We start from the raw sequence: 20824 nt of genomic DNA on the forward strand, positions 1-20824 counted from the left end.
ATGAAATACTTCCTTTTTTGTTTATCCCTGATTCTGCTCATTGCAAAAAGCAATGCACAAAATAATGGTGCCGAATACTCAATACTCTTTTACAATGTAGAAAACCTGTTTGATGTGCGAAACGATTCGTTAACTGCCGATGATGAATTTACGCCAGCAGGCGAGCGTCACTGGACCCGCAAACGTTTTGAAAAGAAAATCAATAATATCTCGAAAGTAATTTTGAATGCAGGTGGTTGGCAAATGCCCGATTTAATTGCTTTGGCAGAAATCGAGAACCGTTATGTGCTGGAAAAGCTTACCAAAGATACGCCGCTAAAAACTACGCCTTACAAAATTATCCACAAAGAGAGTCCTGATCCGCGAGGTATTGATGTGGCGCTGGTATATAATTCCGAAACCTTTTATCCGCTCGATTACACCTATTATCCGCTGGAAGATAAAAATGCCGGCATTCGTAGAAGTCGGGAAATTCTTTATGTTCTTGGAACTGTAAGTGGTGGAGATTCTATTCATGTGTTTGTAAATCATTGGCCATCGCGTTATTCGGGTTTGTTGAAAACACGACCGGCACGTCAGCAAGCAGCGCGTTTACTTTTATCGAAATACGAAAAAATTGTCCAAAAAAATGAAAAGGCAAAAGTGGTAATTGTGGGCGATTTTAACGATCAGCCCAACGACGAAAGCATATCGCAGGGTCTCGGTGCCGAAGATCCTATAAAACACGAATCTGCTGGGTTATTCAATCTCTCGTTGCCCTGGACAAAGCAAGAGGAGGGGACTTTAAAGTACCAGGGACAATGGTTTGTTTTCGACCAGATTATTGTTTCGCCGGGTTTACTGTTCGCAACGAATGGGTTAAGAACCTACCCTGAAAATGCAACAATTTGCAAATTGCCCTTTTTATTCGAGCTTGATGAGACGCGTGGTGGCCGCAAGTTGCATCGTACTTACACGGGCTACCGCTACAATGGCGGATTTAGCGACCATTTGCCGGTTCTGTTAAACTTGCAGGTGGATTAATCTTTTGCTTTCAGCCCCATTTCTTCTGCTTTTTTCATCATAAAAGCAAACGCTTCCTCGAAATTATTATGAATCTCGCCATCTAAAATAGCTTCTTTAATGGCATCTTTCAGCAGGCCAACTTCGCGACATGGCGACAAGTCGAAAGTTTTCATTATAAGGTCGCCGTCAACCGGAGGCTGGAAATTACGAACCGCATCTTTCTCTTCAATTTCCTTTAACTTTTGCCGAACCACTTTGAAGTTTTTCATGTAGCGTTTTACCTTCTCCGGATTCTTCGATGTGATATCGGCCTCGCAAAGTGTCATTAAATCATCAATGTCATCACCGGCCTCAAAAAGCAGGCGCCGCACTGCCGAGTCGGTTACAATATCTTCCGACAGTACAATTGGCCGCATGTGCAGGCCTACCATTTTCTGAACGTATTTCATCTTTTCATTCAGGGGCAGTTTCATGCGTTTAAAAATCTTGGGAATCATCTTTACACCAATAAAATTATGCGCGTGAAAAGTCCAGCCCAGGCCTTCAACAAAACGTTTTGTTCTGGGTTTGGCAATGTCGTGCAATAAAGCCGACCAGCGTAACCACAGATTATCGGAGTTGGGCACCAAACGGTCGAGCACCTCAATGGTATGGTAGAAATTGTCTTTATGGCCGATGCCGTTTACTCTTTCAACGCCTTTCATATGCTGCAATTCGGGGAAAATTATTGCCAGCAAACCGGTTTCTTCCAATAATCGAAACCCTTTTGACGGTTTCGGAGCCATAATAATTTTATTCAGCTCTTCGATTATGCGCTCGGCAGAAACGATTTTAATACGGTCTTTATTTCTGGTAATTGCTTTTAGCGTTTCATTCTCAATTTCAAAATCGAGCTGAGTGGCAAAACGAATGGCACGCATAATGCGCAAGGGATCGTCGGAGAAAGTCACATCAGGATCGAGCGGAGTGCGAATGATCTTGTTATTCAAATCATCCATTCCGTTAAACGGATCGACTAGTTCGCCAAAACGATCGCCGTTTAAGCGAAAAGCCATGGCGTTGATGGTAAAATCGCGGCGGTTCTGATCGTCTTCCAGCGTGCCGTCTTCCACAATCGGTTTGCGCGAGTTGCGTTGGTACGACTCCTTGCGGGCACCTACAAATTCAATCTCCAGGTCTTTGTATTTTAACATGGCTGTGCCGAAGTTTTTAAATACATTAACTCGTGGGCGCGGCTTTAAATTTTTGGCCACTTCGTTGGCGAAATCGATGCCACTGCCAATGGTGACAATGTCGATATCTTTTGATGGGCGTTCGAGATACAGATCGCGTACATATCCTCCAATTACATAAGTTTCTGTTTCAGCACGGTCGGCAACTGCCTGTATATCTTTGAAAATCTTCTCTTTTAGCTTGCTATTCATCTGACAAAAATCGTATTTCAAAATGGACAAATCTGCCACTTTGGTAAAAATCGTGACAAAATTACAATTATTTAGTTGAAATTAAGTAGTAACTTGGGATTTCAAAATTTGGTATTATCTTTGACATGTAAATATCGAAATAAATAGATATATAAATACTGAAAATATAAAATCATGTTGGAACATTTAACGAAAGAAACATTTAAAGAGAAAGTTTTCAATTTTGAAACAAATAAAGAGTGGAAATACGAAGGCGAGAAGCCATGTTTGATTGACTTTTACGCCGATTGGTGTGGCCCATGTAAAATGGTAGCGCCCGTTTTGGAAGAGTTGCAATCGGAGTATGGCGACAGTATCGTAATCTACAAAGTGAACACTGAAGAGCAACAGGAATTAGCCGGAATGTTTGGTGTGCAAAGTATCCCGTCGTTACTGTTTGTGCCGCAAGACGGACAACCACAAATGGCAATGGGAGCACTTCCGAAACAAACTTTCGAAAAAGCAATTTCTGACGTGCTGAAAGTTGAAAAACCTCAGGCTAATTAAGAAGATCAAGTACTTTTTCAAGCTGAATACCACGGGAACCTTTTATTAAAATGTTCCCGTTTTTTATGGGCTTATTTTTAAGGTAAGTACATAAGTCGTCAACATGAATAAAGGATTTTATGCTTTCCCCGGTGTTGACTTTCGAGAATTCGTTACCCACCAAAAAAGTGCTGCTTTTCAAATCTTCGGGAATCAACTCAACGATTTTAGTATGTTCTTCCTCTGAATATTCTCCAAGCTCAAGCATGTCGCCAAGAATAAGGTATTTGTCGCCTTTCAGATTCTCCAGAAAACTTACGATGGATGCTGCCATACTTGTGGGATTGGCATTGTAGGCGTCCATTATAATTTTTATTTCGCCTTTGTTTATTAACTGCGAACGATTGTTGGTGGGGTGGTATTCTTTAATTGCTTGCTGAATTTTTAAGGGATCAACATCAAAATAATTTGCGATGCAGGCAGCTGCCAAAATATTTTCGAAATTAAAATCGCCAATTAAATTGCTGTTCAGGTAAAGCACGCCCTTTTTAAAGTTGGCTTTTACATGAATAAACGGTGGACTCTGGATGGTTTCTCCGGTAAACGACGCATTTTCTTTGCCGTAAGAAATACGTTTGGGAAGTTCTGCTCCAAGTTCCTCAAGTAATTTATTATCGGCATTGTAAAAAACAACTCCATTCTTTTTGCCGAGATAATCGTACAATTCGCCTTTGGTTTTTATTACACCTTCAAACGAACCAAAACCCTCGAGGTGTGCCCGGCCAATATTGGTGATAATTCCAAAATCAGGATCGGCAATTTTACACAAATCGGCAATTTCACCGGGATGATTGGCTCCCATTTCCACCACGCCAAATTCGGTGTTTTTATTCATTGAAAGCAGCGTTAACGGAACTCCTATATGGTTGTTTAAATTCCCCTGGGTAAAGCTAACTCTGAATTTTTTAGCAAGCACGGTTGAGATCAACTCTTTTGTGGTTGTTTTTCCGTTGGTTCCTGTAATGGCAAGTATGGGTAATTTTAGTTGTTTTCGGTGATGATAAGCCAGTTGTTGTAATGCGGTTAAAACATCTTCTACCAGCAGAATTTTGTCATTGGTAGCGTATTCTGCTTCATCAACAACGGCATATGCTGCTCCTTTTTTCAGGGCATCGTGGGCATATTTATTGCCATTGAAATTGGCACCTTTTAAGGCGAAAAAAATACAGCCATTTTCAATTTTGCGGCTATCGGTAGATACTTGTGTTGATTTTAGAAAACAACTGTAGATAGTTTCAATACTTGTCATAACGCAAAAATACGATTCAATTTGGCATAAAAAAAGCTCCGCAGTTGTACGAAGCTTTTCTGAGAATATTTTTATGATTTAGAAACCTTCAGGGCTTCCAACTCTTGTCATTGCACAACGGAATCCAAGATCGTTCTGAGCCTTCGTTTGCTCTAGGTAGCGGCGTGTTCCGGGAACCAGCCAATATGGGCGATCTTGCCACGATCCGCCTTTGTAAACGCGAACTTCATCAGTAATTAAAGATGAGAAAGCACCTGGCCTGTCATCCTGAATATACATACCTTCTGTTTCTGTGTCGTTACCAATCCAGGTGTCACCTTCAACAATCTGAGACTTAGGATCACCGTCTAAAACATTTCGATAGTCCATTCCGGCAATTGTATCTTTTATTAACTCACCATATTGGTCTCTCATAAGTTGACCGTTTTGGTCGCGACGGTATTCTGTAATTACGTTACCGCGGAAAGGGTTAAACTCTTCCACATCGTTTAACGACATTGGACGGTAAACGTCGGCTACCCATTCATTAACGTTACCCGACATACAATATAAGTTGTAATCGTTAGGTTCGTATGAGAAAACCGGTGCCGCAATATCGGCGTTGTCATTCAGTGCTCCAGCCATACCCATCATGTCACCACGTCCGCGAACAAAGTTGGCTTTCAAACGGCCTTTTTCTTTTTTCTTATCCTGGCGAAGGTACGAACCGTTCCACGGATACAGTTTTCGGTCGGTAAGTAATTCGCCATCGGTATTACCAATTAAACCGTAGGCTGCATATTCCCACTCTGCTTCAGTTGGCAGGCGGTAATTCGGGAGCATAATACCATCTTCCCATTTTGGGCGACGTGTTGTTCCGTCAGGATTTTCAACAGGTTTGTCACCTTCTGTTCCCTGGTATATGCCTGTTAAATAAGTATCTGTTGTATAAACGTTTTCTCCCGATTGGGTATTGTCGTGTGTAATAATGCCTTTATCTACTAATATTTGTTCGTTTACCCTGTCGGTACGCCAGGCACAATAAGCTTCTGCCTGTTCCCATGTTACACCAACTACCGGATATTCTGAATAGGCCGGATGACGGAAATAGTTATTTACATAAGGCTCGTTGTAGGCTAAATCTTTACGCCAAACACTTGAGTCGGGTGTAATAGCCTTCATTTTTTCTACATCACCGGGGTAAACACGACCGGTCCAGTGTGTAAATTCACGATAGTCCTGATTTGAAACTTCTGTTTCGTCCATGTAAAATGAAGCTACAGTAACTCTTCGGGGATAATTGTCGTTGCGGTACATTACGTCCTGTTCAACACGACCCATTGTAAACGTACCACCCTGAACAAAAACTAAACCCGGTCCGGCTTCCTGCTCGTAACCCGAAATATTTGGAATATTTCCGGTCTCTTCAGCATTGTATTCCCAACCAGTAGTTCGTGATGAATCTCCTTTACCTCCTATTCCGAATAATCCACATCCGGAAACGAATGCGGCCAAGGCAATAAAAACGAATGGTTTTAATCTTTTAAAATTCATTGTTTGTATAAATTTTCTCATCGACACAAATATAACTAATTTGTTCAATTCTTATTGTTCAGCCTTTTCAATTATTTTATTCTTGATTTAATAAGGATGTTAATATCTTTGGCATCATTAGGCCTTAATCCGTGGTGGTTTGCTGCTTTGTTTGCAATATTTGTACACGGTAGCCGTTAACATGCTTACATTATTGACCGAATTTTATGTATAAATATCTACTCCTGTTAGTTGTTTTTTTGCTTGGATTTGCTGTTAGCGATGTGCATAACGAGATTATTGTACTCAACTGGCAGGAAAATCCGGGTAGCCACAATGGGGAGGTGTTGGAATTTTTCGAGAATACTGATCTGTCGGGCAACCTGGCGCATCTGGCTTTGCCTGTTTATACCCGGCTTTATCCGCTCGATAATCCAAATAAAGTACTTCGGTTTAATATCGATAATCTTGTTTTTGAAGAGGTGAGCGATAGTATTAAGCAACTATTAGCTGTTGAAATTCCTTCAGAACTGCAAGTTACTACATCTGTTTTGCAGTCGGGGAACGAAAAGAAAATAGAACTTCAGATCATTCCGCTAAAAGAAGAGAATGGTAAAATTTACCGGTTAAAAAGTTTTGCATTACGCGCTGCACCCGATGTTTATAAAAAATCGGTTCAGGCTATAAATTGGAAATCAGAATCGGTGTTGGCAACGGGCGACTGGGTAAAAATCCGGACCATAGGAAAGGGGATTTATAAAATACCATATTCGACATTAAATGATTGGGGATTTTCAGATCCTGCGCAAGTTGGCGTATTTGGAAGCGGAGGAAAAATGCAGTCGGAAGACCCCGGTGAGATTGATTACGATGATTTGGAAGAGTGCGCCGCGTGGACAGCCAATAATAATGGCGAAGAATGTTTGTTTTTTTATGCACCCGGAATTACCGAATGGGATGTAAGCACTTCAGGAGAGTTTACGCATCATTCGAATGAATATACTACCCAGGGATATTTCTTTTTGGGAAATACGGGAATACCTAAACAGCCCGAAACACTCGATAATTTTTCTGGTGAAATCACCCATTCAACTTCAACGTTTGATTGCCTTGAACTGATAGAGCATGAAAAATACAACTTGCTGGAATTGGGTTCGGGGAAACGGTGGTATGGCGACCGGTTTACAAATGGCGGATCAAAAACCTACACTTTTACAATTACTGATCCGGCAGAAGTAGTTTCAGCCCAATTAACAGTTAGCGGTGCTGCGCGCTCGTTTCGGTCGTCGCATTTTTCGGTTGCCGCCGAAGGAACAGAAGCCGGAACTGTGCCATTCAGAAGCGTTGACACCGATGAAACTTACGGTATTTATGCCGATTCGGAAACCACAACAATGGATGTTGATTTAGCGGAAGGCGGGCAGGAAATTTGGGTAACCTACAATGCATCGAACAGCAGTGCCGAAGCCTGGCTCGATTATCTGGAACTGAACTACCGACGAAACATTACTGTGGGTGACGCACCTTTATTTTTTCGCGATTCGAAATCTGTAGGGGCCGGGAATGTTGTTGAGTTTCAGATTGCCAATGCTGGAGATGCTACTAAAGTTCTGGACGTTTCAGATGTTAACAATACAAAAGAAATTAATGCGGTGTTAAATGGTACCGGCTTGCGATTTAAACAGGAAGCTTCGGAGTTGAAGGAATATGTGGTATTCAATACTACAGGCAGTTTCCCTGAGCCGGCATTTGTTGAAGAAGTTGAGAACCAGAATTTACACGCCATAAATACACCGGAATTTTTGATTATCTCGCACCCGAATTTTATGAGCTCTGCCCAAGAGCTGGCCGATTTTCATCGTATGCAGGATGGAATGAGCGTGGAAGTGGTTAATGTAAATGATGTTTATAACGAGTTCAGCTCGGGAAGTAAAAGCGCCACCGGAATAAGGAATTTTATAAAAATGATTTACGATCGGGGGAATACTTTAAAATATGTATTGCTTTTTGGCGATGGTAGTTACGATAACCGAAACATCATGGGAAGCGGACTAAACTTTATCCCAACTTATCAATCTTCGAACTCGTTGGATCCGTTAAACTCATACGTAAGCGACGATTATTTTGTAATGCTCGATGCCGGGGAAAGCTTATCAAATGGTTCCATCGATTTGGGGATCGGACGAATTCCTGCATCAACGGCTTACCAGGCGCAGCTGGTGGTGGATAAAATTAAACGTTATTATGAACCGGAAGCTTTGGGCGACTGGCGGAATGTGGTGTGTGTGATCGGAGACGATGGCGATACCGGAATTCATATGCGTCAGTCGGAGCAAATTGCCGATTCGCTAAACAGTAATCACGGAGAATTTATTACCGATAAAATATATTTTGATGCTTATGCCGAAGATGTTACACCCGCGGGTGAACGATATCCGGATGTAAATGCCGCAATAAACGAAAGGGTAGAAAAAGGGGTGCTGATTTTGAATTATATCGGACATGCCAACAATAGTTTTTTGGCGCACGAGCACGTATTGGAGAAGGGAGACATTAATTCGTGGTCGAACCGAAACCAGTTACCAATCTTTGTAACTGCTACCTGCGAGTTCAGCCGGTTTGATGCTGATGAAACCTCGGCCGGAGAGGAAGTACTGATGAATCCAAATGGCGGAGGTATCGGGCTGTTTTCTACCACACGCGTGGTAACCTCAGGAGCGAATTTTATGCTGAGCCGTAGTTTTTATCGCTATATTTTTGCCAAAGACGAAAACGGTGAGCATTACCGTATGGGAGATGTAATGCGCCTTGCCAAGTCAAATCTGTCCAACGGAATTAACAAACGCAACTTTTCGTTACTGGCCGATCCGGCATTAAAACTTTCATACCCGAAATACCAGGTGGTAACCACATCAATAAATGGACAGGATGCAACCAGTAGCCCCGATACGATTGGCACGCTCGAAAAAATTACCATCGATGGTTATGTGGCCGATTATTTCGGTAACCGGATTGATGATTTTAACGGCGAGATAACGCACACGGTTTACGATAAGGAAATGGATATAACAACACTTGGAAATGGTGATGATAACCGGCCGTTGACTTTCCAGGTGCAGAATAACATTATCTACTCGGGAACAACCACTGTTACCAACGGAAATTTCAGCTTTAGTTTTGTTGTGCCAAAAGACATTTCGTATAAAATTGGCTCGGGGAAAATAATGTATTACGCCCAAAATGGCGAAGAAGATGCGCACGGTGCCTTTACAAATTTTAGTATGGGTGGCGAAGGCTCGAATAGTACAGATAACAGCGGACCTGAGATTCTGCTTTTCCTGGATTCGGAAGATTTTCAGTCGGGCGATAAAACCGGAAAGAACCCGACATTGCTGGCTTATTTGTCAGATGAAAACGGCATTAATACGGTTGGTACCGGAATTGGACACGATATTACAGCGGTAATCGACAACGATTATTCAAAAGTTTATGTGCTGAACAATTATTATCAGGCCGAAAAGGATGACTATACAAGTGGCTCATTGCAGTATCCGTTAAACGATTTGGCGGTTGGAAAGCACACGCTGTCGTTAAAAGCCTGGGATGTTGCCAATAACTCATCCGAAGTGGAAATTGAGTTTGAAGTTACCGGCGACTTTATCATTAATAAGGTAAGCAATTACCCGAATCCGATAAAGGATTATACCTATTTTGTAATCGAGCACAACCAGGCAGGCGAAAGCTTTGCGGCGGTTTTCGATATTTATAACATCAACGGCAAGCTGGTCGATCAGTTTGAAACAGAGATCAGTTCGAACGGAAGCACCAGTAACCCGGTGCGCTGGGATATCTCAGAATCAAAAATTCCGCTAACACAGGGTGTTTATGTATATCAGGTTTTTCTGAAAAACAACGAAGGAGTAATTGCTTCAAAATCAGGGAAATTATTGGTGATCTGATAATTTTTCAACCTCTGCAAAATTTTTCTTTAAAAGCTGCGTTCTCAATTTTGTAGGCTAACAACTACAACAAAAGGATAGCTACACCCGTAATGTAAAAGTATTCAGGGTAAAGTTTTAACCTATTGCTGCAAGGACAAATGTTATATCTTTGCACGCTCAATTTTTAAAGGTATGATTAAATTAATACGAATTTTATTTGTGGTGGCTCTGGTTGCCACGGTAACTGAGACTGTAATGGCACAAGGAACCTTGTCGGGTGCCAATGCAATATCCACCGCCGTTCCGTTTTTGGCTATTACGCCTGATTCGCGCGCAGGAGGTATGGGGGATGCCGGAGTGGGTACCACCGCCGATGTGAATTCGCAACACTGGAACCCCGCAAAATATGTTTTTATGGAGAGTGAGATGGGAGTTGGTTTATCGTATTCGCCATGGTTGCGTAACCTGGTTGACGATATAAATCTGGCTTACTTGTCTGGATACAAGAAACTGGATGATGTGCAGGCGATTAGTGCTTCGTTGCGCTATTTTGCATTGGGCGATATCGCTTTTACTTCTGATCAGGGAGAATTTATGGGGCAACAAAGTCCGAACGAATTTGCTATCGATTTTGGTTACTCTCGTCTTTTAAGTGAACAGTTTTCGGGAGCAGTTGCTGTACGCTATATTCGTTCCGACCTTACCGGCGGACAGTTAGTTAACGGTGTGGAAAGCAGTGCTGGTACTTCGTTTGCAGCCGATGTGGCTTTTTATTATTACAACGAATTCAGAGCAGGCCGGCAAGACAATATTTTTGCTGCCGGTATCAATATCCAGAATATTGGTTCAAAAATATCTTATACCGATGGAGACGTAAAAGACTTCATCCCAACTACCTTGAAACTGGGTGCTTCGTACACCATGGAGCTCGACGATTACAACTCGTTTGCTTTTGCAGTTGAAGCCAATAAATTATTGGTGCCAACTCCTCCGGTCGATTCAACCGGTTATGGCGAGGGCGATGTAATTTGGTCAGGGGGTATTAACTCTGATATTGGTGTTATCGAAGGTATTTTCAAATCGTTTGGCGATGCACCTGGCGGTTTAAAAGAAGAGATGCAGGAAATTACGTGGTCGGTAGGTGTTGAGTACTGGTACAACAAACAGTTTGCTTTGCGCGCCGGTTATTTCTACGAGAACGAAAACAAAGGTAACCGCCAGTTTATTACTGCAGGTGCCGGTTTAAAAATGAACGTTTTTGCGCTCGATTTTTCCTACCTGTTGCCAACACAACGTAACCACCCATTGGAAAATACGCTGCGTTTCTCGCTAGCGTTTGATATTGACGCATTTAGTAGCCAGCGCTAATGGATTTCAGAATCGGACAAGGATATGATGTGCACCGTCTGGCCGAAGGAGAAACCTTGTGGTTAGGCGGTATTCTTATTCCCCACAGTAAGGGAACGGTGGCACATTCTGACGGCGATGTGCTGATACACGCCATTTGCGATGCCATGCTGGGTGCACTGAAATTGCGCGATATCGGGACTCATTTCCCTGATACTGCCGCTGAGTTCAAGAATATCGACAGTAAAATTTTGCTTAAAAAGTCGTATGAGCTGGTAAAGCAAAAGGGCTACGAAATTGTAAATATCGACTCAACCGTTCAGGCGCAGCAACCAAAGCTAAAACCACATATTCCGGCGATGGAACAATGTATGGCCGATGTTTTGGAAATCGATGTCGATCGCGTGTCGGTGAAGGCAACAACTACCGAAACGTTGGGTTTTGAAGGCCGCGAAGAAGGCATGTCGGTTAATGCGGTGGTACTTTTAAAACGTATGTAAATGAGCAAACGCACACTTGTTATCGGGGCCAGCGAAAATCCGGCACGCTACTCCAATAAAGCAATTCTGGCACTTCGGCGGAACGAACACGAGGTTGTGGCGCTGGCTAAACGCAACGGACAGGTTGATGATGTTGCCATTGAAACAACTTTTCCGCAAAACGAACGAGTGCATACTGTAACACTTTATGTGGGGCCACAACATCAGCCCGGGTATTATTCGGATATTATAAGAATGAAACCGCAACGTGTTATTTTTAACCCGGGAACAGAAAATCCGGAGTTTGCCGAAAAACTGAAAAACAACGGAATTGAAGCCGAAGAAGCTTGTACTTTGGTGTTGCTAAGTATCGGGGCGTATTAACAAAACAAAGGGATCCGATCCGTTTTAACTGAAAATTATACGGATCGGATCCTTTTCATTAACCAGAACGAAGTATCCAGCATCCAGCATCCAGCATCTAGTATACAGTAACCAGCATCCAGTATCTACCATGTTCAAGGAAATAAAATCACTCGACGAGTTTTTAGTGCAGAAGGAAGAAAATGCTGCAGTATTGGCGTATTTCTCAAACGAAGCTTGTTCGGTGTGTAAAGTGTTAAAACCAAAAGTAGAGGAAATGGTAACAACGGCGTTTCCGAAAATGCAGTTGCTTTACGTAAAATCAGATGTGCTGGCTGAAATAGCTGCACAAAACAGCGTATTTACCGCGCCAACAATCGTGGTGTTTTTCGATGGCCGCGAAACCATTCGAAAAAGTCGCGCCTTTAGTGTTGGAGAACTTCAGGATGAAATTGGGCGCTATTATTCCATGCTTTTTGATTAGCTTCAGCGGTGAAGTATAATTCTCTAAATGTACTGACTACGATGCTCTGCCACTTTAATCTTTAGCTATTGTACTTAGTACGATGCTTCAGTTATGCGGTTTTCTCTAATCGTACTCAGTACGATGGGCCATTCTCAGAGTTTTTCTCAATCGTACTCAGTACGTTTCATTACTACCACAGTTTTCACTGATCGTACTCAGTACGTTTCATCACTACCACTGTTTTCACCGATCGTACTCAGTACGTTACTCCAATTCATAATGAATTACGGAACATGCTTGTTTATAAAGTGAGCCTATTTAAAGAGCCCATCCAGCAGTTCGTCATCAGCTTCTTCTGGTAAAGTAACTTTCAAATCCGGATTTTCTTTCATGGCCTGCTCAATGGCAAAACGTGCCGGTTTATTGCGTGCCCAGCTGCGGCGCGAAATGCCGTTGTTTACATCCCAGTGCAACATCATTTTCAGGCGTTCTTCTGCTTCGGGCGAGCCGTCGATGGTCATCCCAAAACCGCCGTTAATTACTTCTCCCCAACCAACACCACCGCCGTTGTGCAACGAAATCCAGGTAGCGCCACGGAAACCGTCGCCCACGAAATTCTGCACAGCCATGTCGGCTGTAAACGACGAACCATCGTAAATATTAGACGTTTCGCGGTAAGGTGAATCAGTACCCGACACATCGTGGTGATCGCGCCCCAAAACAATGGGAGCAGAAATGCGTCCGTCGGCAATAGCATCGTTAAAGGCTTTCGCAATTTTTGTACGTCCGTTGCAATCGGCATATAAAATTCGAGCTTGCGAACCCACAACCAGTTTGTTTTTACCGGCTTCGTTTATCCAGTGAATATTGTCTTCCATTTGGCGGGTAATTTCTTCCGGTGCTGAGGCTGCTATTTCAGTCAGTACTTCGGCTGCAATTTTATCCGTAGTTTCCAAATCCTCTGCTTTTCCTGAGGTACACACCCAGCGGAATGGCCCAAAACCATAATCAAAAAACAGCGGTCCCATAATATCCTGAACGTACGACGGGTATTTAAACTTACCATCGGCTTTGGTAATATCGGCGCCGGCTCTACTGGCTTCCAGTAAAAAGGCATTGCCGTAATCCCAAAAATACATGCCATTTTGTGTAAGTTTATTCACGGCAGCTACATGTCGGCGCAGGGTTTTATAAACTTCTTCTTGAAACTGTTCCGGATTTTCGGCCATTATTTTATTCGCTTCCTCGAAACTCAATCCGGCGGGGTAGTAACCTCCTGCAAACGGATTATGTAACGACGTTTGATCGGAGCCCAACTCTACTGGAATATTTTCTTCAGCCAGTTTTTCCCACAAATCAACAATATTACCCTGGTATGCGATTGAAACAGCTTCTTTGTTTTCGCGGGCTTTTAGTGCACGAGCCATCAATTCATTCAGGTCGGTATAAACTTCATCAACCCAACCTTGGCTGTGGCGAACTTCTACCGCTTTCGGATTCACTTCGGCAACAATACAAACCATTCCGGCAATTACTGTTGCTTTGGGTTGTGCTCCCGACATGCCTCCCAGGCCACTGGTTACGAATATTTTGCCTCCAAAATCGCCGGGCGAGTGTAGGCGGGCGGCATTCATAACCGTAATGGTAGTGCCGTGCACAATGCCTTGCGGGCCAATGTACATGTACGATCCGGCAGTCATTTGTCCGTATTGCGAAACGCCAAGTGCATTCATTCGTTCGTAATCGTCGCGGCCCGAATAGTTCGGAATTACCATGCCGTTGGTAACTACAACACGCGGTGCATTTTTATGCGACGGGAATAAACCCATCGGGTGCCCCGAATACATCACCAGCGTTTGTTCGTCGGTCATTTCGGCCAGGTATTTCATGGTAAGTAGGTACTGCGCCCAGTTCTGAAAAACCGCACCGTTTCCACCGTAGGTGATCAGTTCGTGCGGATGTTGTGCCACCGCGTAATCCAGGTTGTTCTGAATCATCAGCATAATCGATGCTGCCTGTTTCGATTTGGCCGGGTATTCATCAATGGGGCGCGCATACATTTTGTAATCGGGGCGAAAGCGGTACATGTAAATACGCCCGAAAGTTTCCAGTTCGTTCAAAAACTCGGGGGCAAGTACTTCATGGAATTTCGTAGGGAAATAACGCAAAGCATTTTTTAACGCCAGTTTTTTTTCATTCGCCGATAATATGTCCTTTCTTTTGGGGGCATGGTTAATGTTGGTTTCATACGGTTTCGGCATTGGAAGTTCGTTCGGTATCCCTTGTAAAATGGCGGTTTTAAATGCTGCTAAATCCATGGTTCCTCTACTTTAATCTTAATTATTTCGAAATACAACGGCAAATTATCGCCTTTCCCCGAATTTACTTCTGATATTTCACACCTTTTGGAAATATTTGTGCTTATTGTATAAATTAAAGGGAAAACAATTAATAATTGAATAGATGAAAAGATTTAGAATTGTATTAATAGCGTTAGTAAGTGTAGTTTTATTTTCGAGTTGTGGTTACAACAAAATGGTGGAAATGGATGAGCAGGTAACTGCATCGTGGGCACAGGTTGAAAACGTGTATCAGCGTCGTGCCGATCTGATCCCAAACCTGGTGAACACCGTAAAAGGCTATGCCGAGCACGAGCAGGAAACGCTAACCGGCGTTATTGAAGCGCGCTCGAAAGCTACCTCTGTGAATGTGGATCCTACAAAATTAAATGCGCAGTCGCTTCAACAATTTAACCAGGCACAGGAAGGACTTTCTTCTGCTTTAAGCAAGTTAATGGTGGTGGTTGAGCGTTACCCTGATTTAAAAGCCAACCAGAATTTTCTGGAATTGCAGGCGCAGCTGGAAGGAACAGAGAACCGTATTGCCGTGGAACGACGTAAATTCAATCAAACAACACAATCGTACAACGCCTATATCCGGAAATTTCCGCGGGTAATCTATGCCGGTTGGTTTGGTTTCGAAAAGAAAACCTATTTCGAAGCGCAGCAAGGTGCAGAACAGGCTCCTGAAGTACAGTTTTAATAGTTTTGAAAAGGATGTCATGCTGTTCGTCAGCTGATGGATTCAGCATCTGACAAGGGAAGAGGAGAAGCATTCTGTTGGGATGCAGTAATAATAAAATGAAGGAGATTATGAGAGTTCAAAAATACTTTAACGAAGCAGGAAAACTGCAAATTACCAATGCCATTCGGGTGGCCGAAACCAATACCTCGGGCGAGATACGGGTGCATATTGAAAAACATTGTGCCGGCGATGTGTTAGACCGGGCAGCGTATATTTTCGAAAAACTGGAAATGCACAAAACTGAATTACGTAATGGTGTTCTTTTTTACCTGGCGGTTGAGGATAAACGGTTTGCGATTTTGGGCGATGGCGGAATCAACCAAAAAGTGCCCGACGATTTTTGGGAAAGTACCAAGGAAGTGGTGATTGCCAAATTAAAAGAAGGGAAATACGCTGAAGCTCTGGCCGATGGAATAGTAATGGCAGGCGAACAGTTAAAAACGCATTTTCCCTACCAGGATGATGATGTGAATGAATTATCGGACGAAATTTCGTTCGGGAAATAGGAATCGAACTTTTCTCGTTTTTTAGGGAAAACATGTTGATGTCAAAGCTTCCTAAGAAACGTTCTTCCCTCGCGAAGGCAGAGGGGTAAATAAACAGATATGATGAAAAAATCAATAATATTACTAATTGCACTGATCGTAAGCGCCACAAGCATTTTGGCACAAATTCCCGAACGTCCGCAACCGGAACGTTTAGTAAACGATTTTGCCCATGTTTTAAGCGATGGCGAAAAGCAAAATATGGAAAGTGCACTGGCACAGTTTGCACGAAAAACTTCCACACAAATTGTTGTGGTAACCGTTCCTGATCTGGAAGGATATGATCGCGCTGATTATGCACAACGCCTTGGCGAAAATTGGGGTGTAGGCCAAAAAGGCAATGATAATGGTTTGGTGGTAGTGGTAAAGCCAAAAACAGGCAACAGCAGAGGTGAGGTTTTTATCGCCACGGGCTACGGGCTGGAAGGTGTTTTGCCTGATGCCATTTTAAATACCACAATCGTTAACGAAGAAATGATTCCGCGCTTCAAACAGAATGATTATTACGGCGGACTGGCGGCAGGATTAAACGTAATCATGGATATCACCCGCGGCGAATATACCGCGGCGAATTACCAGGAAAAGGTTAACGCCGGCGGCAGTGCCGGAATTCCGTTTGTAATCATCTTTTTTGTGTTGCTGATCACCCTGTTCGGTAAGAGCCGGAGAGGCCGGTTTTATTCACCGGGCAGAAGTTTACCATTTTGGTTAGCCATGGGAATGCTATCGGGAAGTCAGCGTTCATCAGGTTCGTTTGGAAACTTTTCGTCGGGTAGCGGAAGTTTCGGAGGTGGAGGCTTCGGTGGTTTTGGCGGCGGAAGCTTTGGTGGCGGAGGCGCCGGTGGTAGCTGGTAAAAGAAGTTTATTTTTCGTTACATAAACAACAATGTTCAAATTTGAGGAAGTCGTTTCGGAAGGAGCGGCTTTTTTCTTTTTAAGGTTTTTCACTGTCGGTACTCGGGTTTTATAACCCTCCTTTTAAGCATGCTTGCACAACCAATTTCGAAAAACATCATACCTAAATGCTGCTTTTGTTTACTTCAATTAGGCAAAAATTAATGCTGTGGCTCAATCATATCCGCTACATTTGTATTGTACAAACCCGATTTATACAAACTCTTAATAACAGAGTCAATCAAAAGAAGGATAGATGCAATGAAAAAAAATCCCGGAGTGGACGCCGGGATTTTTTTATGCGCGGAATTTTAAAGTATTCTTTTTAAAACGTCCGTCAAAAAAAAAAAGCCGGTTCAAAAATCTTGAACCGGCTTTTTTTAATCAATATTTTAATGCTTACTCGGCAATATCATCAATTACGTTAATATTCTGGTCAACCAAAATACGACCGCAATATTCGCAAACAATAATTTTTTTGCGGCTGGCAATGTCCATCTGGCGCTGAGGTGGAATTTTGTTAAAGCAACCACCACAAGCATCACGCTGAATAGTAACCACGGCCAAACCGTTGCGTGCATTTTTACGAATACGCTTAAAAGCACCCAGCAAACGAGGCTCGATAAACGACTCGATCTTTTCTGATTTCGCTCTTAGCTTTTCTTCTTCAATCTTGGTTTCTTCCGTAATTTCCGAAAGTTCGTTTTTCTTTCTGTCCAGATCTTCCTCGCGCTCTTTCAACTGTTCTTTTGATGCTGTAATAGCTTCTTTTTTCTGAGCCATTTCGGCAGTGAACTCCTTAATTCGTTTTTCAGAAAGTTCGATTTCCAGGTTTTGGAATTCAATTTCTTTCGAAAGCGAGTCGAATTCGCGGTTGTTACGAACGTTGTTTTGCTGCTCGGTGTATTTTACAATCAACGCCTGCGAATCTTTAATCGCAATTTTTTTGTTGTTGATTGAAGTATCCAGATTTTTAACCTCGTCATCAAGGTTTACTAACCTGGTTTTTAAACCGGTAATTTCGTCTTCCAAGTCTTGAACTTCCAAAGGAAGCTCACCCCTTAGGGTTTTTATTTTATCAACTTCAGATACAACACTCTGCAATTCATGCAACGCGCGTAATTTCTCTTCTACTGAAATGTCTTTGTCTTCTTGCCTTGAATATGGTGCATTCATGCTCGTAATATTTTTTTATACATAAAAATCAGAAGTAAAAAACCGGGTTGGTATTCACCTCTGATAAATGGATTGCAAATTTAGGGAATTTTTTCGTAAGTAACTCATAAAAAAGTTCTTTAGTGAACTGTTCGCTCTCAAAATGTCCGATATCGGCGATAACTATTTTATTTTCGGCATCAAAAAACTGGTGATATTTAAAATCGCCGGTAACAAAGAAGTCGGCACCCGAAGCAATTGCCTGGTTTAGAAGGAACGAACCGGCGCCTCCGCAAACGGCTATTTTCTTTACTTTTTTATCTTGTAAAGCGGTGTGCCTGATCATTTTTACCTCAAAAGTTTTCTTTAACTGGCGAAGAAATGCAGTTTCACTTTTTTCTTTGGGCAAGGTCCCGATCATACCCGCGCCAATCTGGTCGAATTTATTGTCGAGCGAATAAATATCGTAGGCTACTTCTTCGTACGGATGCGCCTGAACGAGGGCATTTATAACTTTCCCCTGAAGGTAATCGGGGAAGATGGTTTCAATGCGGATTTCGTTTTCGTAATGCTGCTCGCCTTTTTTTCCAACAAAAGGGTTGGTGGTGTCGCTTCCGCGGAAAGTGCCCTGGCCGTGCGCATTAAAACTGCACGAGTCGTAATTCCCGATTTGTCCGGCACCGGCCGCAAAAACAGCTTCGCGAACCTGGTTGGCATGATCAACCGGAACAAAAGTCACCAGTTTTTTCAGCATTCCGCCGGCGGGTTGAAGAATTTTACAGTTCTCCAATCCCAGTTTTTCGCAGATTTTGCCATTTACTCCACCTGTAACACTGTCGAGATTGGTGTGTGCGGCGTAAATGGCAATGTCGTGTTTTATGGCTTTTATAAGCGTGCGTTCAACGTAGTTTTTGCCCGTAATTTTTTTCAATCCCGAAAAAACAATGGGGTGGTGGGCAATAATTAATCCTGCCTTTCTTTTTATCGCTTCATCAACAATGGCTTCGGTGACATCGAGTGTAATCAAAGCTGCCGCTACTTCAGCGTTTTTGTCGCCAAGAATTAGCCCGGCATTGTCGTATGATTCCTGCAATTTTAACGGTGCAAGATCTTCCAAAAAATTGGTAATAGCTTTAATTTTCATTTTCCCCGAGTCCTTCTTTTATCGCGATTAGTTCTTGTCTGATGTCCTGTAAACGTTTCACTACCTCGAAATTGTTTAGTGTGTCTTCCGGGTTTTCTTTCAACTTCTTCCGGGCGCCGTCAATGGTAAGTCCGCGTTCTTTTACCAAATGGTTTATCATTCGGATGGTTTCCAGATCCTTTGGCGTAAACTGGCGGTTGCCCTTTTTGTTTTTTACCGGTTTCAGCGCCTCAAACTGGTTCTCCCAATAACGAATGTGCGATACGTTTACGCCAAACATATCGGCCACCTCGCCAATGGAGTACAACATCTTTTCTATTTTGGGCTTTTTGTACGGCACAATTTTTTTGAATTTAAGATGCAATATATATAGAAATTTGGTCTGTATAAAATAATACCAATTGTAATGTAAAATGCCGTATGGCAAATTTTACATTTTACAATGGTTAATGCCGATAAACTGAAAAAGGAGTACCGACTTCGGGATGACAATTTTGAAGCTCATCGGATAAGGAGTAAATCTTTCCATTCTCACAATTAACATGATAAAGGGTGAAAATTGGGTCAATATGAGATTGGGGACTAACTATGTATATTCCTTTTATGATTAAAAGGTAATACCTGAAACTGAGTGTTATGAAACATGTGTTTGAAATTATGCTCTGTAGATGTCATTAAGACAGCTGTTTTGGGATTTGTGAAAGTGAAAGTTCAATTATCGGCTTTATTTTATCATTTTTTTTTTAAAATTTGAAGAAATGAAAACTCCCTGATTTCATACCCCGGATTCAGGATTCAAGACAAACTAAAATGCAACAACTCTCATTAATAGGGAAAAACAAATTTATTGGGTAAGCCTCCCCGGGGGCAAGTACTCGCAATATTTGTTCCCGGCCCGGGGAGGCAGGCAGTTTTGATAAACCGCCCATACAAAACTACCATCCGGGACGCACTTTTGCAAATTGGCAATTGTTAAAGTGGGGCACAACGCCTTAATACTTAAATTCTATAGTTATGAAAGAATTGAGTTTTGAGAGAATGGAAGTTGTTAATGGAGGTTCCTCTTGTGGCTGGGCCATTGGAGTGGCTGCTTTTTCTGCAGTATGTGTTGTTGGAGCAACAATAGTTAATCCAGGCATCTGGGCCGTTCCAGCTACTTGGTATGGTGCGGCAACACTTGCTGCCGGGAATATCGCGAATGTATATAGTTCTTGCTAATTGTATAATTTCTTTCAAATGGCCTTCCTTTATTGTATGGGAAGGCTGTTTAAGATAAAAAAATCGAATAAAATGAGAACGCTGAAAATTTTAATGTATCTGATTTCTTCAGTTGTGCTAGTACTTGGTTCTATTTTTATTTTTGGAACATCGAATGATTATTTACATACCGCATTTGTTGTTGCTCTTGTTGTTTTAGCAATTGTTTTTTTTCTAAATTCATATGTGAGCAAGAGAAATAAAAGTAATTCAGCTAATTAGTACCTATGGATTTATTGTTGCATGGGTGTGTTGTAATAACTAGCACATGGGTATCTAACTGTTCTACTTGAGGGAATTTCATTACAAATCTCAACTGAGATTATTCTAATTAATTCTTAGTAAACAAACATTGTCATTTAAAGAGCATTTTT

19 protein-coding genes are annotated in these 20824 nt (G+C 42.3%); 12 read left to right on the top strand and 7 right to left on the bottom strand.

The window, feature by feature from the left end; translation table 11 throughout:
• Nucleotides 1-1023 carry an endonuclease/exonuclease/phosphatase family protein gene (locus tag BMW53_RS06320; protein ID WP_038556558.1) on the top strand — a complete coding sequence of 341 codons (1023 nt, stop codon included), beginning with the start codon at nucleotides 1-3 and terminating at the stop codon, nucleotides 1021-1023.
• Here BMW53_RS06320 and BMW53_RS06325 read toward each other — a convergent pair.
• The gene (locus tag BMW53_RS06325; RefSeq protein ID WP_139178038.1) at nucleotides 1020-2429 is read right to left on the bottom strand and encodes a CCA tRNA nucleotidyltransferase; all 1410 of its coding nucleotides are present in this window, start codon (nucleotides 2427-2429) and stop codon (nucleotides 1020-1022) included. The genes BMW53_RS06320 and BMW53_RS06325 overlap by 4 nt on opposite strands.
• A 174-nt stretch (nucleotides 2430-2603) precedes the next feature.
• Here BMW53_RS06325 and trxA point away from each other — a divergent pair, with 174 nt between their 5' ends.
• Entirely contained in the window at nucleotides 2604-2975 is a 372-nt protein-coding gene (gene trxA / locus BMW53_RS06330; protein ID WP_038556556.1) for a thioredoxin, read from the top strand.
• Here trxA and BMW53_RS06335 read toward each other — a convergent pair.
• Together BMW53_RS06335 and BMW53_RS06340 are read right to left on the bottom strand one after the other, a co-directional pair.
• Nucleotides 2968-4263 carry a UDP-N-acetylmuramoyl-tripeptide--D-alanyl-D-alanine ligase gene (locus BMW53_RS06335; RefSeq protein WP_038556553.1) on the bottom strand — a complete coding sequence of 432 codons (1296 nt, stop codon included), beginning with the start codon at nucleotides 4261-4263 and terminating at the stop codon, nucleotides 2968-2970. The two genes, trxA and BMW53_RS06335, sit on opposite strands and share 8 nt — an antisense overlap.
• A gap of 78 nt (nucleotides 4264-4341) precedes the next feature.
• A complete protein-coding gene (locus tag BMW53_RS06340) occupies nucleotides 4342-5796 on the bottom strand; it encodes an SUMF1/EgtB/PvdO family nonheme iron enzyme (RefSeq protein WP_051567645.1) in 1455 nt (484 codons plus the stop codon).
• Nucleotides 5797-6002: 206 nt separating this feature from the next.
• Here BMW53_RS06340 and porU point away from each other — a divergent pair, with 206 nt between their 5' ends.
• The 5 genes from porU (at nucleotide 6003) to BMW53_RS06365 (ending at nucleotide 12389) form a co-directional block, all read left to right on the top strand.
• Complete coding sequence (porU, locus tag BMW53_RS06345; protein ID WP_038556551.1) at nucleotides 6003-9734, top strand: type IX secretion system sortase PorU; 3732 nt, start codon at nucleotides 6003-6005, stop codon at nucleotides 9732-9734.
• A 174-nt stretch (nucleotides 9735-9908) separates the two neighbouring features.
• Nucleotides 9909-11084 (top strand): type IX secretion system outer membrane channel protein PorV, encoded by a 1176-nt coding sequence (porV, locus tag BMW53_RS06350; RefSeq protein WP_038556549.1) that lies wholly within the window; start codon nucleotides 9909-9911, stop codon nucleotides 11082-11084.
• A complete protein-coding gene (ispF, locus tag BMW53_RS06355; protein ID WP_038556547.1) occupies nucleotides 11084-11563 on the top strand; it encodes a 2-C-methyl-D-erythritol 2,4-cyclodiphosphate synthase in 480 nt (159 codons plus the stop codon). The genes porV and ispF overlap by 1 nt, the downstream gene beginning before the upstream one ends.
• A complete protein-coding gene (locus BMW53_RS06360; protein ID WP_038556545.1) occupies nucleotides 11564-11926 on the top strand; it encodes a CoA-binding protein in 363 nt (120 codons plus the stop codon).
• 130 nt (nucleotides 11927-12056) lie between these two features.
• Nucleotides 12057-12389, top strand: coding sequence for a thioredoxin family protein (locus BMW53_RS06365; protein WP_051567644.1), 333 nt, complete (start codon nucleotides 12057-12059; stop codon nucleotides 12387-12389).
• 296 nt (nucleotides 12390-12685) lie between these two features.
• Here the strand turns inward: BMW53_RS06365 and hutU are convergent, their stop codons facing one another.
• On the bottom strand, nucleotides 12686-14689 hold the full coding sequence (gene hutU / locus BMW53_RS06370) for a urocanate hydratase (protein WP_038556543.1): 2004 nt from the start codon (nucleotides 14687-14689) through the stop codon (nucleotides 12686-12688).
• 145 nt (nucleotides 14690-14834) lie between these two features.
• Between hutU and BMW53_RS06375 the strand changes: the two genes are divergently transcribed.
• The 3 genes from BMW53_RS06375 (at nucleotide 14835) to BMW53_RS06385 (ending at nucleotide 16855) form a co-directional block, all read left to right on the top strand.
• On the top strand, nucleotides 14835-15413 hold the full coding sequence (locus BMW53_RS06375) for a LemA family protein (RefSeq protein WP_038556541.1): 579 nt from the start codon (nucleotides 14835-14837) through the stop codon (nucleotides 15411-15413).
• Nucleotides 15414-15523: 110 nt separating this feature from the next.
• Nucleotides 15524-15961 carry a TPM domain-containing protein gene (locus BMW53_RS06380; protein ID WP_038563996.1) on the top strand — a complete coding sequence of 146 codons (438 nt, stop codon included), beginning with the start codon at nucleotides 15524-15526 and terminating at the stop codon, nucleotides 15959-15961.
• Nucleotides 15962-16060: 99 nt separating this feature from the next.
• The gene (locus BMW53_RS06385) at nucleotides 16061-16855 is read left to right on the top strand and encodes a TPM domain-containing protein (RefSeq protein WP_038556539.1); all 795 of its coding nucleotides are present in this window, start codon (nucleotides 16061-16063) and stop codon (nucleotides 16853-16855) included.
• A gap of 438 nt (nucleotides 16856-17293) precedes the next feature.
• On the opposite strand, the gene BMW53_RS06390 is transcribed toward BMW53_RS06385, so the two are convergent.
• Genes BMW53_RS06390 through BMW53_RS06400 form a run of 3 tightly spaced genes read right to left on the bottom strand, consistent with a single transcriptional unit; the run spans nucleotide 17294 to nucleotide 19533 of the window.
• Nucleotides 17294-18070 carry a zinc ribbon domain-containing protein gene (locus tag BMW53_RS06390; RefSeq protein ID WP_074780353.1) on the bottom strand — a complete coding sequence of 259 codons (777 nt, stop codon included), beginning with the start codon at nucleotides 18068-18070 and terminating at the stop codon, nucleotides 17294-17296.
• Between the two features lie 28 nt (nucleotides 18071-18098).
• A complete protein-coding gene (locus BMW53_RS06395) occupies nucleotides 18099-19193 on the bottom strand; it encodes a Nif3-like dinuclear metal center hexameric protein (protein WP_038556537.1) in 1095 nt (364 codons plus the stop codon).
• Complete coding sequence (locus BMW53_RS06400; RefSeq protein ID WP_051568148.1) at nucleotides 19183-19533, bottom strand: MerR family transcriptional regulator; 351 nt, start codon at nucleotides 19531-19533, stop codon at nucleotides 19183-19185. Before BMW53_RS06400 ends, BMW53_RS06395 begins: the two co-directional genes overlap by 11 nt.
• Nucleotides 19534-20207: 674 nt before the next feature.
• Here BMW53_RS06400 and BMW53_RS06405 point away from each other — a divergent pair.
• Both BMW53_RS06405 and BMW53_RS06410 read left to right on the top strand, forming a co-directional pair.
• Complete coding sequence (locus BMW53_RS06405; RefSeq protein ID WP_139178040.1) at nucleotides 20208-20411, top strand: hypothetical protein; 204 nt, start codon at nucleotides 20208-20210, stop codon at nucleotides 20409-20411.
• A gap of 72 nt (nucleotides 20412-20483) precedes the next feature.
• Nucleotides 20484-20672 carry a hypothetical protein gene (locus BMW53_RS06410; RefSeq protein WP_139178041.1) on the top strand — a complete coding sequence of 63 codons (189 nt, stop codon included), beginning with the start codon at nucleotides 20484-20486 and terminating at the stop codon, nucleotides 20670-20672.
• Nucleotides 20673-20824 lie beyond the last annotated feature (152 nt).

Origin of the sequence: Draconibacterium orientale (assembly GCF_900111425.1) — a bacterium.
In the GTDB taxonomy this organism is placed as follows: Bacteria; Bacteroidota; Bacteroidia; order Bacteroidales; family Prolixibacteraceae; genus Draconibacterium; species Draconibacterium orientale.